Origin of the sequence: Allobosea sp., from assembly GCF_035999205.1 — a bacterium.
GTDB lineage: Bacteria > Pseudomonadota > Alphaproteobacteria > Rhizobiales > Beijerinckiaceae > Allobosea.
In genome coordinates, this window is sequence record NZ_DASYHA010000021.1 from 197820 (window position 1) to 211071 (window position 13252).

15 protein-coding genes and 2 tRNA genes are annotated in these 13252 nt (G+C 67.3%); 7 read left to right on the forward strand and 10 right to left on the reverse strand.

The features are described from left to right. The first annotated feature begins 37 nt into the window (after positions 1–37). Positions 38–637 (forward strand): YopT-type cysteine protease domain-containing protein, encoded by a 600-nt coding sequence (locus VGN82_RS11585; protein ID WP_327527167.1) that lies wholly within the window; start codon positions 38–40, stop codon positions 635–637. A 26-nt stretch (positions 638–663) separates the two neighbouring features. Here VGN82_RS11585 and VGN82_RS11590 read toward each other — a convergent pair whose 3' ends face one another. The 5 genes from VGN82_RS11590 to VGN82_RS11610 all read right to left on the reverse strand — a co-directional run bounded on the left by VGN82_RS11590 (position 664) and on the right by VGN82_RS11610 (position 4861). Further along, the gene (locus VGN82_RS11590; RefSeq protein WP_327527168.1) at positions 664–2085 is read right to left on the reverse strand and encodes a M20 family metallopeptidase; all 1422 of its coding nucleotides are present in this window, start codon (positions 2083–2085) and stop codon (positions 664–666) included. A 117-nt stretch (positions 2086–2202) separates the two neighbouring features. Beyond that, positions 2203–2616, reverse strand: a complete 414-nt coding sequence (cueR, locus tag VGN82_RS11595; protein ID WP_327527169.1) for a Cu(I)-responsive transcriptional regulator — start codon at positions 2614–2616, stop codon at positions 2203–2205. A gap of 19 nt (positions 2617–2635) precedes the next feature. Continuing rightward, the gene (locus VGN82_RS11600) at positions 2636–3160 is read right to left on the reverse strand and encodes a cupin domain-containing protein (RefSeq protein WP_327527170.1); all 525 of its coding nucleotides are present in this window, start codon (positions 3158–3160) and stop codon (positions 2636–2638) included. A gap of 59 nt (positions 3161–3219) precedes the next feature. After that, the gene (gene sseA, locus VGN82_RS11605) at positions 3220–4077 is read right to left on the reverse strand and encodes a 3-mercaptopyruvate sulfurtransferase (protein ID WP_327527171.1); all 858 of its coding nucleotides are present in this window, start codon (positions 4075–4077) and stop codon (positions 3220–3222) included. 67 nt (positions 4078–4144) lie between these two features. Further along, on the reverse strand, positions 4145–4861 hold the full coding sequence (locus tag VGN82_RS11610; RefSeq protein ID WP_327527172.1) for an alanyl-tRNA editing protein: 717 nt from the start codon (positions 4859–4861) through the stop codon (positions 4145–4147). Between the two features lie 226 nt (positions 4862–5087). On the opposite strand from VGN82_RS11610, the gene VGN82_RS11615 reads away from it, so the two are divergent. Beyond that, on the forward strand, positions 5088–5882 hold the full coding sequence (locus VGN82_RS11615) for an SDR family NAD(P)-dependent oxidoreductase (RefSeq protein ID WP_327527173.1): 795 nt from the start codon (positions 5088–5090) through the stop codon (positions 5880–5882). 3 nt (positions 5883–5885) lie between these two features. Here VGN82_RS11615 and VGN82_RS11620 read toward each other — a convergent pair whose 3' ends face one another. The 3 genes from VGN82_RS11620 to VGN82_RS11630 form a co-directional block, all read right to left on the reverse strand. Further along, entirely contained in the window at positions 5886–7349 is a 1464-nt protein-coding gene (locus tag VGN82_RS11620; protein WP_327527174.1) for a cryptochrome/photolyase family protein, read from the reverse strand. A gap of 128 nt (positions 7350–7477) precedes the next feature. Beyond that, on the reverse strand, positions 7478–7768 hold the full coding sequence (locus VGN82_RS11625) for a hypothetical protein (RefSeq protein ID WP_327527175.1): 291 nt from the start codon (positions 7766–7768) through the stop codon (positions 7478–7480). Positions 7769–8128: 360 nt separating this feature from the next. Beyond that, a tRNA-Asn gene (locus VGN82_RS11630) sits at positions 8129–8203 on the reverse strand. 169 nt (positions 8204–8372) lie between these two features. On the opposite strand from VGN82_RS11630, the gene VGN82_RS11635 reads away from it, so the two are divergent. The 4 genes from VGN82_RS11635 to VGN82_RS26460 all read left to right on the forward strand — a co-directional run bounded on the left by VGN82_RS11635 (position 8373) and on the right by VGN82_RS26460 (position 11694). Next, positions 8373–8446 (forward strand) — tRNA-Cys (locus tag VGN82_RS11635). Positions 8447–8659: 213 nt separating this feature from the next. After that, entirely contained in the window at positions 8660–9301 is a 642-nt protein-coding gene (locus tag VGN82_RS11640) for a protein-L-isoaspartate O-methyltransferase family protein (RefSeq protein WP_327527176.1), read from the forward strand. A 163-nt stretch (positions 9302–9464) separates the two neighbouring features. After that, entirely contained in the window at positions 9465–10868 is a 1404-nt protein-coding gene (locus tag VGN82_RS11645) for a TolC family outer membrane protein (RefSeq protein WP_327527177.1), read from the forward strand. Between the two features lie 241 nt (positions 10869–11109). Then, positions 11110–11694, forward strand: coding sequence for a PopZ family protein (locus VGN82_RS26460; RefSeq protein ID WP_414644275.1), 585 nt, complete (start codon positions 11110–11112; stop codon positions 11692–11694). Between the two features lie 40 nt (positions 11695–11734). Here VGN82_RS26460 and VGN82_RS11655 read toward each other — a convergent pair whose 3' ends face one another. Both VGN82_RS11655 and VGN82_RS11660 read right to left on the reverse strand, forming a co-directional pair. Further along, positions 11735–11968: a hypothetical protein gene (locus VGN82_RS11655; RefSeq protein ID WP_327527178.1), complete on the reverse strand. Its 234-nt coding sequence runs from the start codon at positions 11966–11968 to the stop codon at positions 11735–11737. Further along, positions 11965–12450, reverse strand: a complete 486-nt coding sequence (locus tag VGN82_RS11660; RefSeq protein ID WP_327527179.1) for a pyridoxamine 5'-phosphate oxidase family protein — start codon at positions 12448–12450, stop codon at positions 11965–11967. The genes VGN82_RS11655 and VGN82_RS11660 overlap by 4 nt, the downstream gene beginning before the upstream one ends. A 165-nt stretch (positions 12451–12615) precedes the next feature. Between VGN82_RS11660 and dps the strand changes: the two genes are divergently transcribed. Continuing rightward, positions 12616–13218, forward strand: a complete 603-nt coding sequence (dps, locus tag VGN82_RS11665; RefSeq protein ID WP_327527180.1) for a DNA starvation/stationary phase protection protein Dps — start codon at positions 12616–12618, stop codon at positions 13216–13218. Positions 13219–13252: the final 34 nt, after the last annotated feature.

Consider the following 13252-nt stretch of genomic DNA (forward strand, 5'->3'; position numbering starts at 1 on the left):
CCGCGAAGCATGACCGCTTCGCGCGACGGAGTCCCCCATGACATTCACGCTGGCAGGCTTCCATCAGGGGAATTTCCTCGACGGAAGCGACCCCGAGACGCGCGGCGGCGTCTGCGTCGCGCTCTGCGATCTCTGGCTGGAATCGCTCTTCCAAGCCCCGGGCGCTGCGCCGCGCCTTCGCTTGCAGGCGCTCGCGGTCGATTTCGGCCGTGCCGAGAACCACCAGCGCCGCTACGGCCGGCTGCGCAAGGCGCTCGGCCGCGATGACGCCCGCCGCCAGATGGGCGCGCGCGTCGGCATCGACTACGAGGAGCAGACCTTCGTCGACATGAAACTGCATAGCGGCCGGGCCGGCATGCTGCAGAAGGTCACCGACGACCTGCGCGCCCCCGGTTCGGCCGCGACATGGTCGATGCGCTTCGCCGGCGGCGGCGGCCATGCCATCGCCGGCTTCTGCCGGATCGAGCCGCGCCCCTACGGGATGGACATGACGGTCCATATCTTCGACCCGAATATTGGCGAGTATGTCGGCGCCTATGGCAGTTGCGCCGAGATCATCGAGGATATGGTGCGCAAAATTCCGCTCTACGCCACCACGACGATCTTCCACCGCACGACGGCGGCCGACGGCCGGTAGGCCGCACGGCCGCCGCCGTCGCGAACTCAGCCGCCGAGCGACATCGTCAGCGGCGGCTTGACCTCGGGCGGCAACGGTGAGGTGTAGCCATCCGCGCCGAGCTTCTTCTTGTGGTCGGCCTTCGCCGCCGCCATCAGGGCGGGGTCGAGCAGCACCGCAGCACCCGTCGCGACCATCGCCTTGGCGACATGCACCATGGCCTTGTGCGCGGCCGGCGTCTTGCCCTGCGACACCACCTGCCAGGTGTGGAACGGGGTGCCGATGGCGACGGTCGGGGCATGGGCCTGCACGGTCGGGACGGCCCAGCTCACATCGCCGATGTCAGTGGAGCCGATCCCAGGATTGCGCTTGGCGTCGAGCGGCACGAGGAAGTCGGCCAGCGGCGCGCCGCTATCGTCCATGCCGATCGTGCGCCAGATCGAGGCGATTTCCTGTGGCGACAGCGTCTTGCGGATGTCGTGCGCAAAGGCGCGGTCGGCATCGTCGAAATGCGGCGGGCCGAGTTCTTCCATGACGCCATGCATGGCCTGCTCCAGCGGCGTGTTGCCGAGGAGGTCGGAGACAGCGCTGACGATGCGCATCTCCATCTTGGTTTCTGTCATCAACGCCGCGCCTTCGGCGATTTTCTTCACGCGCTGGACGAGTTCGAGCATGCCGCGCAGGTCGCGGGCGCGGATCGAGTAGCGGACGCGGGCATGGGCCTGCACCACGTTGGGCGCGATCCCGCCGGTGTCGAGCAGGGCATAGTGCACGCGGGCATCGCTGGGCATGTGCTCGCGCATGTAGTTCACGCCGACATTCATCAGCTCGACGGCGTCGAGCGCGCTGCGGCCAAGATGCGGGGCTGCGGCGGCATGCGAGGCGCGGCCGGTGAAGACGAAGTCGGCACGGGTGTTGGCGAGCGCCAGCGGCGGCGCCACCTCCCAGAAGCTCGACGGATGCCAGGAGATCGCGACATCGGCATCGTCGAAGGCGCCGGCGCGGACCATGAAGGCCTTTGCGGCGCCGCCTTCCTCGGCCGGGCAACCGTAATAGCGGACGCGGCCGGGGATCTTGTTCTCGGCGAGCCAGTCCTTCATCGCCACGGCTGCGAGCATGGCGGCCGAACCGAGCAGGTTGTGGCCGCAGCCATGGCCATGGCCGCCATCCTCGATCGGCTTGTGGCTGGCGACGCCGGCCTCCTGCGACAGCCCGGGCAGGGCGTCATACTCGCCGAGGAAGGCGATGACCGGTCCGCCTTCGCCGGCCTCGCCGATCACGGCGGTGGGAATGTCGGCGACGTTCTTTGTGACCCGGAAGCCCTGGTGCTCCAGCTCCGCGGCATGTTCGGCGGAGGAACGCGTCTCGGTGTAGCAGACCTCGGGCATGCCCCAGACCCGGTCGCTCAGCGCGATCAGCCGCTCCTTGTTTGCATCGACGTGGCGCCAGAGATCGTTTCGGTTGTCCATGATGGTCCTGCCTTGGTCAGGCCGGCATATGATCAACCGCGGCGCTTCGCGTCCAGCCGCCAGATGCATGGCCGGGGCGATTTCGATGGCTGCCCAAGCGTCACTCCGGAGCGCGGATCAGCAGCAGGCGCCGGCCTGGCCGGGTTGCGCCGCGAGGTCGCTCAGGATCGGGCAGTCTGGCCGTGCATCGCCGTGGCAGTGCTCGGCGAGATGGCGCAGCGTGTCCGCCATCGCCTGCAGTTCGGCAGCCTTCGCCTCGAGGTCGCGGACATGGCTCATGGCGAGTTGCTTCACATCGGCGCTGGCCCGGCTCTTGTCGCGCCAGAGCGCCAGCAGCGCCCGCGTCTCCTCGAGTGAAAAGCCGAGATTGCGCGAGCGCCGGACGAAGCGCAGCGTATGGACGTCGTCGGCCTCGTAGACGCGATACTGGGCCTGGGTCCGCTGCGGCGCCTCGATCAGGCCGATGCTCTCGTAGTAGCGGATCATCTTGGCGCTGACGCCGGAGCGCTTGGCCGCCTCGCCGATGTTCATGGCGTCACCTCTCAGGTGCTCAGCCCTGCGGATGCTTGTGGATCGGGTCGACCCAATAGACCGACTCAGGGTTCTCGACTGGATCGACGTCGGTGATGTTGACGACCACCGCTTCGTTGTCCGAACGAACCAACACGCATTCGAGTGGGTTCTCGGGGTCGGCGTTGATCTCCTGATGCGGCACATAGGGCGGCACATAGATGAAGTCGCCGGGGCCGGCCTCGGCGACGAATTCGAGGCGCTCTCCCCAGCGCATCCGGGCCTTGCCGCGCACCACATAGATCACGCTTTCCAACTCGCCGTGGTGATGCACGCCGGTCTTGGCGTTGGGCTGGATCGAAACCGTGCCTGCCCAGATCTTCTGTGCGCCGACGCGGGCATGGTTGATCGCCGCCTGCCGGAACATGCCGGGCGTCTGCGCCGTGTTGGAATCGAGCTTGTCGCCGGTGATGACGCGCACGCCGTCATGTTTCCAGCGCGGCTCATCGCCGTGGTCATGATCATGATGATGATCGTGGTCGTGCGGGTGGTCGTGGTCGGACATCGTGTGCTCCTCCTGCGATCGAGGCGCCCCCAACAGGGCCTTGGCGCCTGGCTCCGGGCTCAGGCCTTGTTGGCCGGGCCTGTCGCCAACGGACGGTCGCTCGCGCCCCATTCGGACCAGGAGCCATCATAGAGGGCGCGCGCGGGCTTGCCGATCGTCTCGAGCGCCGTCGACAGGATCGCGGCCGTGACACCCGAGCCGCAACTCGTGATCAGCGGGCGGTCGAGATCGAGGCCCGCTTCCGCGAAGGCGGCCGCAAGCGCTTCCGGCGACTTCAGCCGGCCGTCCTGGACGATCGACGTGGCAGGGAGGTTCAGCGCCCCTGGCATATGGCCCGAGCGGACGCCGGCGCGTGGCTCGGGCGCTTCGCCACGGAAGCGGTCGCCCGGGCGGGCGTCGACGACCTGTGCCGTGCCCTCGGAAAGCGCGCGCGCGACATCGCCCGCATCGGCCACGGCCGAATGGTCGAGCCGTGCGGTGAAGCTGCGGGCGGCGCGGCTGCGCGGCGGACCATGCTCGATCGGCCGGTCCTCGGCCTGCCATTTCGGGAAACCGCCTTCGAGGATGACGACGTCCTTGGCCCCGAAGGTCTTGAAGGTCCAGCGCACACGCGGCGCCGAAAACAGGCCGAGCCCGTCATAGACGACGATGCGCATGCCGTCGCCGATCCCCATGGCGCCGACGGCGGCGGCGAAGGCCTCCGGCCGCGGCAGCATGTGCGGCAGTTCGGAGGAGGTGTCCTTCACCGCGTCGATATCGAAGCGCAAGGCGCCCGGAATCCGACGCTCGGCATACTCAGCATGGGGATCGCGGCCATGTGCGGGCAGGTACCAGGAGCCGTCGACCACGACGATGTCGGGCGCGTCGAGGCGCTCCGCGAGCCATTCGGTCGTGACGAAAACATCTGCGCTTGCCATGTCGGACGGTTCCTCGTGGGCTTGGATTCAGGCTTGGACTCAGGCTTGGGTCTGTCGTGTCGGATGCTTAGACGAGTGCAATCCGGACGCGCCGGTTCTGCTTGCCCTTCTTCTCGATGTCGGTGACCGCGACAAGGCCGATCTCGGCAGTGTTGCGGACATGGGTGCCGCCGCAGGGCTGCAGGTCGATGTCGCCGATCGCGACGAGGCGGACGCGGCCGGAGCCGCGCGGCGGCTTCACCGACATCGTCTTGACGAGGCCAGGATTGGCGTCGAGTTCGGCGTCGGTGATCCAGCGTTCGCTGACATCGGCGTTGCGCGCGACCAGGGCGTTGAGCTTCTCGGTGATCTCGGTCTTGTCGAGCCCGCCCTCGGGAATGTCGAAATCGAGCCGGCCGTCGCCGTCGCCGATCGCGCCGCCGGTCACGGGATAGGACAGGACAACGCTGAGCAGATGCAGGGCGGTGTGGATACGCATCCGCTTCAGGCGCCGCTCCCAATCGAGCACAGCGGTCAGGCTCTCGCCGGGCCGGGGCAGGGGCTGGCCTTCCAGCGGCACATGGATCACGCGGCTCTTGTCCTCGGGATCGTAGATCGCGGTCCCGATCGTGATCGTGCTGCCATCGTCGCGCTGCAGCGTTCCGGCGTCGCCGGGCTGTCCACCGCCCGTGGCATAGAACACCGTGCGGTCGAGGATGATGCCGCCGCGCTCGTTCACGGCCTCGACGATAGCCGTCGTCTCGGCGAGGTAGGCATTGTCGCGAAAGAGCAATTCGGTCGCCATCGTCACTGGGCTCGCTGTCTGCACGCCGACGCAGCGGCGGCGGTCTCCTGGAAAGGGAGCGGAGATTGCACGGATCGGCCGGGAGGCGCCACCGTGCTGTCGTGTGGCCGGGGCTGCATCGTGATGATCGCGCCACCGGGAACCGGCCCTTCCGTCAGCCCGAGCCAGGCCCTAGATAGGCTGCCGGCCGAGCAGCACAGCTCGCCGGCCGCAGCCCGGAGGTTCCATGTCACTGCCGCGCATGCAGCCGAGCGACGGCGTCGCCTGGATCACCGGGGCGAGCTCAGGCATCGGCGAGGCCGTGGCGCTGGAACTGGCGCGGCGCGGCTGGACTGTGGCGATCACCGCCCGGCGTCTCGACCAACTCGAGGATCTCGCACGCCGTGCCGAAGGCCTGCCTGGCCGAATCGTCGCCCATGCCGGGGACGTCACCGAAACCGATTCAATGAAGGCCGTCATCGACGGGATCGAGAGCGTGCAGGGGCCGATCGCACTCGCCTTCCTGAACGCGGGCATCGCCCCGAACTCGAAAGGCGTTCTCGATATCGAGGCATTCGAGCGCACCCTCGCAGTCAATCTGGTCGGGGTGGCGCGTGGCCTCTCGGCCGTCCTGGAGCGCATGGCATTGCGCGGGCGCGGCCAGATCGCGGTCAACGCCTCGGTTGCGGGCTATGGCGGCCTGCCTGGGGGCTCCGCCTATGGCGTGTCGAAGGCCGCCTTGATCCACCTCTGCGAGACGCTGAAGTTCACCTGCGACAAGCGCGGCGTCCGGCTGCAGATCGTCAATCCCGGCTGGGTCGACACGCCGCTGACCCGCACCAAGAGCTTCTCCATGCCGCTGATCATGAGCCAGGAGGAGGCGGCACGGCGCATCGTCGACGGTTTCGCGCGCGGCGGCTTCGAGATCGCCTTCCCACGCCGGCTCGCCTGGCTGCTCAAGCTGCTGAACCTGCTGCCTTATCCGGCCTATTTCTGGATCATCGACAAGGCCGCGCGCCGGGGCGGTGCGAAGGTCCTCTAAGGACTAATCCGTCTCGGCGGACCGCGTTGCCGCGAGGGCGTCGAGCGCGCGCCTGCGGCCGAAGTCGAGTTCGACGACCGGGTTCGGATAGGTCTCGCCAAGCGCGATCCCAGCCTTGGCGAGAGCCTGCGAATCGGCCCGCCACGGCTCATGGATCAATGCGTCGTCGAGCCCGGCGAGCTCTGGCACCCATTCACGGACATAGGCGCCCTTCGGATCGAATTTCAGCCCCTGCGTCACCGGGTTGAAGATGCGATAATAGGGTGAGGCATCGGCGCCTGAGCCCGCGACCCACTGCCAGCTTGCCGGGTTGTTGGCCGGATCGGCATCGACCAGCGTGTCCCAGAACCACGCTTCGCCGAGCCGCCAGTCGATCAGGAGATGCTTGATCAGGAAGGAGGCGGCGATCATCCGGACGCGATTGTGCATCCACCCCGTGGTCCAGAGCTGGCGCATGCCGGCATCGACGATCGGATAGCCGGTCAGGCCGCGCTGCCAGGCCTTCAGCGCCGCCTCGTCGCGCCTCCAGGGAAAGGCGTCGAAACGCGGATTGTAGTTGCGCGTCGCCAATCCGGGGTTGTGGAATAGCAGGTGGTAGGAGAATTCGCGCCAGCCGACCTCCGACAGGAACTTTTCGGCATCGGATGATCCGGCCGAGGCTTCCCCGCTCTCCATGGCGCTGCGGGTCGCATGCCAGATCTGGCGCGGGCTGATCTCGCCGAAGCGCAGATGCGGCGAAAGCCGCGAGGTCGAGGCGCGGTCGGGACGGTCCCGGCCTTCGCCATAGCCGTCGAGCGGGCCAGAGAGGAATTCACCCAGGCGCTCGGCGGCAGCGGCCTCGCCGGGCGCCCAGGCTTGCCGCAGCCCGCCGGCCCAGTCGGGCTTGGAAGGCTCCAGCGCGAGCTCGGCGAGGGAGACCGCCATGGCCGCGACGGCGGGTGCGAGCGCGAGCGCGGCGATTCTGCCGGGAGCAGGAATGGGCGCCGGCGGTTCGCCCTTCGAGCGGGCGGCGCGCCAGTAGGGTGTGAACACCTTCATCGGATCGCCGGTCTTGGTCGTCACCTGCCAGGGCTCGTTCAGGAGCGCTGCGTTGAAGCTCGCGACCTTCGCGCCGGTCGTTGTGATGATGGTCTTGAGCCGGCTATCCAGCTCGATCGATTCGGCATCGTAGCGCCGACTCCAGGTGACGAAGTCGATGCCCGTCGCCGCGACGACCTCAGGCAGAATCATTGCCGGATCGCCCCGCATCAGGACGAGTTCTCCGCCCCGCGCCGACAGTGCGGCGGCAAGCGCCTCAAGCGAGCGCGACAGCCACCATCGGCTGGCGCCACCGAGGGGGCGGCGCGCTCCACCTTCGTCGAGGATGTAGAGGCACAGCGTCGAGCCGTGAGCGACGGATGCCGTCAGGGCCGGATTGTCGGCGAGACGAAGGTCGTCGCGAAACCAATGGAGCGATGAGGGGGCCATGCGTGATCGGTAAGGCTGTGTCGGGATATCTGCCAGTCACGCTTGCGAGCCGCGGCCTGGCAACCGGTCGACATCGCTTCGCCTGAGAGCGGCAACCGCCGGGCAAAGGCCCGGCGGCGCTCATCACCTCACCAGCGGTGGCTCCAATAGCGATCATGGTAGCGCCGGCCATAGGCGCGCGCATGCGGCGGCGGCCCGCCATAATAGCGCCCATAGGCATGCCCGTGGTTGCGGTAATGGCGCGGACCGCCCCAATAGCCGTGATGGCCGCTGTAATGACCGTGGCCGTCGCGGACCTGCTCAATGTCGCTCGCCGCCGGCAGTTCGGGCTGCGACGCGAAGCCGGGTGCGGCGAGCACCGTGCCGGGAATCGCTCCCAAGCCAAGTGCGAAGGTCGCCGCGAGAATCATTCTACGCATATCAATCTCCTCGAGGGGATCACGGTGTCGCCGAAGATGCGACGTCGAACGACAACCGGCCATGAAGAGAAAAGTTCGCTCCCGTTCATCCAAGCGGGCGATGGAATCGCGGTCGCCGGGGCCGTGAAGAGCGAATCTGTCCGATGCCGCATGACGAATCGGACCGGCTTCCCGAATCTCGCCGCGGCGTGGCCGGCGTGATTCGTGACAGTGCGGGCCAACGGACGGCAGGCACGAACAATGGCGCACAGAACGAGCGGAAGGGGCGTATCGACATGGGCGGGATGGTGCGTCGCGGGGGCCAGTGCCCGGCCAGCAAAAAGGGCCCGGGCGATCTCCACCCAAGCCCCTGGAAAGTGCTGGCTCCCGGAGCAGGATTCGAACCTGCGACCAATCGATTAACAGTCGATTGCTCTACCGCTGAGCTATCCGGGATCAGTGGCCGCCGTATACCCACGCCTCTTCGACTGCGCAACCCCTTTCGGACAGGATCGAACGGGAATGCGTTGCCGACCATCATTCTGCGAGGTGGCGGTTGCAGCGGGCGCCGGCATGTGGTTATAGGCGGGCCTTCGGGACGTCGCTGCGGCGCGCTCCCGTGGAAGGCCTCGTGGCGGAGTGGTTACGCAGAGGACTGCAAATCCTTGCACCCCGGTTCGATTCCGGGCGAGGCCTCCAAATTTCCCGACCAGAAATGACGCAAGGACACGAGCTCGCACCCTGACGGTAGCCGTCAGGCTGGGGTGTCGCGGCGTCTTGCCTTTTGCGGCGCGCTCGAACAGAAAGCAGTCACAGGCGGCAACGATGCCGGTCAGGGCAGGACGCCATGGGCGCATCCCGCCGACCGTGTCAGAGCCAGGCCACAAGCGCCGCGGACGGAGATTTCGGCACATGGAGAGTTTCGCCGCATTGCGCCGCATGATGGTGGATTGCCAATTGCGGACCTATGACGTCACGGATCGTGCTGTCCTGGCCGCGGCCGACGAGGTTCCGCGCGAGGCCTTCCTGCCGGAAGCGCTGTCGCATCTCGCCTATCTCGATCAGCCGGTCGCGCTGCCCGGGACTGGCCGAGCCCTGATGACGCCAATGGTGATCGCCCGCATGATCCAGGTGCTCGACCTGCAACCGGGCGAGGATGTCCTCGAATATGGTGGCGGGACCGGCTACGGCGCCGCGCTGATGGCCCGGATGGGCACGCAGGCGACGCTCTGGGAGCCCGATGCCGAGGCGTTCGCGCTCGCCGAACCGGCTCTCCGGGCTGCTGGCGCACGGGTATCCGTCACGGCGAAGCGTCCCTCCGCCGATGGCGAATTCGATGCAATTCTGGTCAGCGGCGCCTGTGAAACCGAACCGGAGGCGCTCTTTTCGCTGCTGCGCGAGGGGGGGCGCCTGATCGCGGTCCACGGCCTCGGCCGCGCGGCGCGGGTCAATTTGTACCAGAAGTCCGGGGGGAAGGTCTCGGGGCGTCCGGTTTTCGACGCTGCAGCGCCCGTTTTGGCGGAGTTTCGCCGGGTACCGGCTTTCGTCTTCTGATTAAGTAAAGTGTCGCATTTTTGCGGCACTGTGGAACTCAAACCGATCCCGGACCGCTCTCGACATTGGCGGACAAGGCCAACCGGGTTATGTAATGTTGCGATACTATGCCGAGGCTAGGGCGAGGCCTGGGCGCGACTTGAGTCGGCAGAAGAGGCGTCCATTGATACGACGGTATAAAAACACGAAGACCACCGGGCTCCGCTTCGCCGTCGCGCTTGGTCTTACGCTTGCCTCCGGCGTCTCGTCGACGGTGCTCGCACAGACGATGGACGCTGCGCTGGCGCGTGCCTATTCCGGCAATCCGACGTTGAATGCCCAGCGCGCCTCGGTGCGGGCCACCAACGAGAACGTGCCACAGGCGCTCTCGGGTTACCGGCCCCGCATCACCGCTTCGGCCGACATCGGGGCGAGCATCACCGATGCGAACGTCCCGGGCGTCAACGCAAACTCGGTGACGCGCCTCGCCCCCCGCGGCGGCGGCGTGCAGATCGACCAGAACATTTTCGACGGCGGCAAGACGCGCAGTTCGGTCAGCCAGGCCGAATCGCAGGTGCTGGGTGCGCGGGCGACCCTGCAGAACACCGAGCAGAACGTGCTGCTCGACGCCGCGACGTCGTACATGAACGTGCTGCGCGACACGGCGATCCTCACGCTCAATCGCAACAACGTCGAGGTTCTCGAGGAGCAGCTGCGCCAGACGCGCGATCGCTTCCAGGTCGGCGAGGTGACACGCACCGACGTCGCCCAGGCCGAGGCCCGTCTGTCGCAGGCGCAATCCCAGGCGATTCTGGCCGAGTCGAACCTGAAGACTTCGATCGCGCGCTATCGCCAGAATGTCGGCGCCGAGCCGAGGCAGCTCGCGCCCGGCCGCCCGGTCGAGAACCTGCTGCCGAAGTCGCTGCCTGCCGCATTGAACACGGCCTTGTCCGGCCATCCGGCCATCATCGCGTCGCTGCACGGCGTCGATGCGGCGGAGCTGCAGGTCAAGGTCACGGAAGCCGATCTCTATCCGGTGCTCGGTGTCCGCGGCGCGGTGCAGCAGCGCTATGATTCCACCATTTTCGGCGACAACCGCACCTCCGCCAGCGTCGTCGGGACCCTGACGATCCCGATCTACGAGGGTGGGCAGGTCTATTCCCGCACCCGGCAGGCCAAGGAGACGGCCGGTCAGCGCCGGATCGAGGTCGATACCCAGCGCGACACCGTGCGTGCCGCCGTGGTTTCGGCCTGGGGCGCGCACGATGCCGCCAAGGCGCAGATCACCGCCGCCCAGGCGCAGGTCCAAGCCGCGGAAACCGCGCTCGCCGGCGTCCGCGAAGAGGCCAAGGTCGGCCAGCGCACGACACTCGACGTCCTCAATGCGCAGCAGGAACTGGTCATCGCGCGCTCGACGCTGGTGACTGCCCAGCGCGATCGCGTCGTCGCGTCCTACGCTGTGCTGTCGGCGATCGGTCGTCTCTCCGCGACCACGCTGCGGCTCAAGGCGGAGGTCTATGACGCCCGCAAGCATTATGACCAGGTCAAGGGCCTGCTCTGGGGCACGCAGACGCCCGACGGGCGCTGAGCGCTGCGTCACGGCGCGAGGCGCCGCTCGCGAAAGGCCGTGCGAAGGATCGGCGGCGGATGGCCGTCGAGCTGCGGGCGCAAGCATCCAGCCGGCCTGATCGACATTCGCGCAACAGGCGGAGCTTTCCCTGTGGGCGGGAGGACATGCAGCCTTGCCTGATGAGGGATGCGTGAAATACTCGATAATCGGGCGGCGTTGATTCTTTCGGTGCGCCCGGAGTCGAGTGGTCCGGATCCAGATGAACGCGCAAGCGAAGCCCAACGAACCGTCGATGGAGGAGATTCTCGCCTCCATCCGGCGGATCATTTCGGATGATGAGGTCAAGCCTGCCGAGGCGGCTGTCGAGCCCGCTCCGGTTGCGGAGGAGCCGGCTGCCGTCGATATCGACGCGGATGTCCTCGATCTCGGCGCCGAAGCGGCGCTCGTGCCCGACGCGGAGCCGGAGGCAGAGCCCGTCGACGGTGACGTCGATTTCCTGGATCCACCGGCTCCGGCCCCGGAGCCGCAGCCTGTCCAGGTCGCCCCCGAACCTCCGCCGGAACCGGTCGCTCCGCCGGTCTTCGCGGCAGCGCCCCCTCCGCCACCGAGCGCGCCCTTCGACATGGCGCAACTGCTGTCGGACCAGACCAGCTCGGCCGTGACCAGCGCTTTCGGACAGCTCGCCCATACCGTGCTGTCGAACAACGCCCGCACGCTCGAGGACCTCGTCAAGGACATGCTCAAGCCGATGCTGAAGGGCTGGCTCGACGACAACCTGCCGACGATGGTCGAGCGCCTGGTGCGCGCCGAGATCGAGCGCGTGGCGCGCGGCGGCCGAAACTGAGCGGTCTTCCGTCGTACGCCATCGCTTGACGACTCACAGCTCAGCGGCCGCGCAAGGCCCGTCGCCGTGGCGCCGGGGCACGTTTGACGCTGTCAAACGCGCCGGCCTCGTTGAGGCGCTTGAACGCGAACGCCATCAGCGTCATTGCGGCGGTCGGTGCGCCGAGGCGCGAAACCAGCATCGCCAGACCCACGGCGACGGGGCGAGGATAGCGACCCGACGCAGCTTCTGCGGCGATCCAGGCGCCGGCGGCATGAACGAGCAGGTTCATCACAGCACGACCTTCCGGTTGATGCCGAGATCGGGCTTGACGCCAGTGAGCGCTGCGGCGGCCATCTTGACAGTGGTGACGATCTTGCCGGGGCTCGCCCAGAACTCCGCCATCGAGGGGCGCACGCGCAGCACGCGGATGTTCGGGTCGTTCTCGTCGTCCCAGAACGCCTTGTTGCTGGCGTCCCAAAGATCGTGGACCTTGGCGCGGTCGTCGAGCACGGTCGCGGTGCCCGTGACCGAGACGTAGCGCATGCCGCTGTTGTCGGCGAAGGTCACGCAGACATTGTCGTTGATCTGAATCTCGTCGTCCTTGTGGTGGCGGCGATCGCTGAGGAAATAGATCGCGTCCTCGTCGCGCTCGCCATGGGCGTGCATGGGGCGGGCCCTCAATTCATCGCCCTGGCCGTCATGGGTGACGAGCATCGCGAACTTGATGTCGTCGATGAGGTCCCAGACTTTGTCCTGATCGGTGTGATGGCTCATGGTGAAGCTCCTCGCTTGTCGAGACCTCAACCGACGGACCGTGCGACGGTTCCGTTGCCGGCGCGAAAACGAAACAGGCGCCAGCGATGGAACGCCTTCGGCGCTCATGCGTATCAGCGTCGCGGCTCCTGCCGCGCCAGCCGCACAGAATCCGAGGGACAGATCATGAAGAAGCCCGCATCCAGCCCCGCCATCGCCAAGGCCGCTGCCGGCAAGAATTCCGCGACCAAGCCTTCCGCGGCCAAGGCCGCCAGGACGAAGAGCCTCGCCAAGTCGGCGACGACGAAGATCGTGAAAAGCAGCAAGGTCGACCTTGCTTCCAACACGAAGAGCCAGATCGCCGGCCTCCTCAATGCGCGCCTCGCCGACGGCATCGATCTCGCCCTGCTGACCAAGCAGGCGCACTGGAACCTGAAGGGGCCGGGCTTCATCGGCGTCCATCTGATGCTGGACGGCTTCCGCAAGGAGCTCGACGACCATGTCGACACGGTCGCTGAGCGCATCGCCCAGCTTGGCGGCATCGCGTTCGGCACGACGCAGACGACGGCTGCCTCCACATCGCTGAAGCCCTATCCCACCGAGATCGTCTCCGTGCGCGATCATCTCGACGCGCTGATCGCACGCTACGCCGAGACCGCGAATCTGGTGCGCGAGGCGATCGATGCCAGCGACGAGGCGGGCGATGCCGGTACCGCCGATCTGCTGACCGCCTATTCGCGCATGCTCGACAAGGCGCTCTGGTTCCTGCAGTCGAACCTGCCCGGGTGAACTGTTCCGGCCACGCCGCGCTGTCCGCGCGATG

What these genes read in the sequence shown, in the direction of transcription:
- VGN82_RS11585 (WP_327527167.1), top strand. Translation starts at nt 38, where the DNA reads ATGACATTCACGCTGGCAGGCTTCCATCAGGGGAATTTCCTCGACGGA.
- VGN82_RS11590 (WP_327527168.1), bottom strand. Translation starts at nt 2,085, where the DNA reads ATGGACAACCGAAACGATCTCTGGCGCCACGTCGATGCAAACAAGGAG.
- cueR (WP_327527169.1), bottom strand. Translation starts at nt 2,616, where the DNA reads ATGAACATCGGCGAGGCGGCCAAGCGCTCCGGCGTCAGCGCCAAGATG.
- VGN82_RS11600 (WP_327527170.1), bottom strand. Translation starts at nt 3,160, where the DNA reads ATGTCCGACCACGACCACCCGCACGACCACGATCATCATCATGATCAT.
- sseA (WP_327527171.1), bottom strand. Translation starts at nt 4,077, where the DNA reads ATGGCAAGCGCAGATGTTTTCGTCACGACCGAATGGCTCGCGGAGCGC.
- VGN82_RS11610 (WP_327527172.1), bottom strand. Translation starts at nt 4,861, where the DNA reads ATGGCGACCGAATTGCTCTTTCGCGACAATGCCTACCTCGCCGAGACG.
- VGN82_RS11615 (WP_327527173.1), top strand. Translation starts at nt 5,088, where the DNA reads ATGTCACTGCCGCGCATGCAGCCGAGCGACGGCGTCGCCTGGATCACC.
- VGN82_RS11620 (WP_327527174.1), bottom strand. Translation starts at nt 7,349, where the DNA reads ATGGCCCCCTCATCGCTCCATTGGTTTCGCGACGACCTTCGTCTCGCC.
- VGN82_RS11625 (WP_327527175.1), bottom strand. Translation starts at nt 7,768, where the DNA reads ATGCGTAGAATGATTCTCGCGGCGACCTTCGCACTTGGCTTGGGAGCG.
- VGN82_RS11640 (WP_327527176.1), top strand. Translation starts at nt 8,660, where the DNA reads ATGGAGAGTTTCGCCGCATTGCGCCGCATGATGGTGGATTGCCAATTG.
- VGN82_RS26460 (WP_414644275.1), top strand. Translation starts at nt 11,110, where the DNA reads ATGAACGCGCAAGCGAAGCCCAACGAACCGTCGATGGAGGAGATTCTC.
- VGN82_RS11660 (WP_327527179.1), bottom strand. Translation starts at nt 12,450, where the DNA reads ATGAGCCATCACACCGATCAGGACAAAGTCTGGGACCTCATCGACGAC.
- dps (WP_327527180.1), top strand. Translation starts at nt 12,616, where the DNA reads ATGAAGAAGCCCGCATCCAGCCCCGCCATCGCCAAGGCCGCTGCCGGC.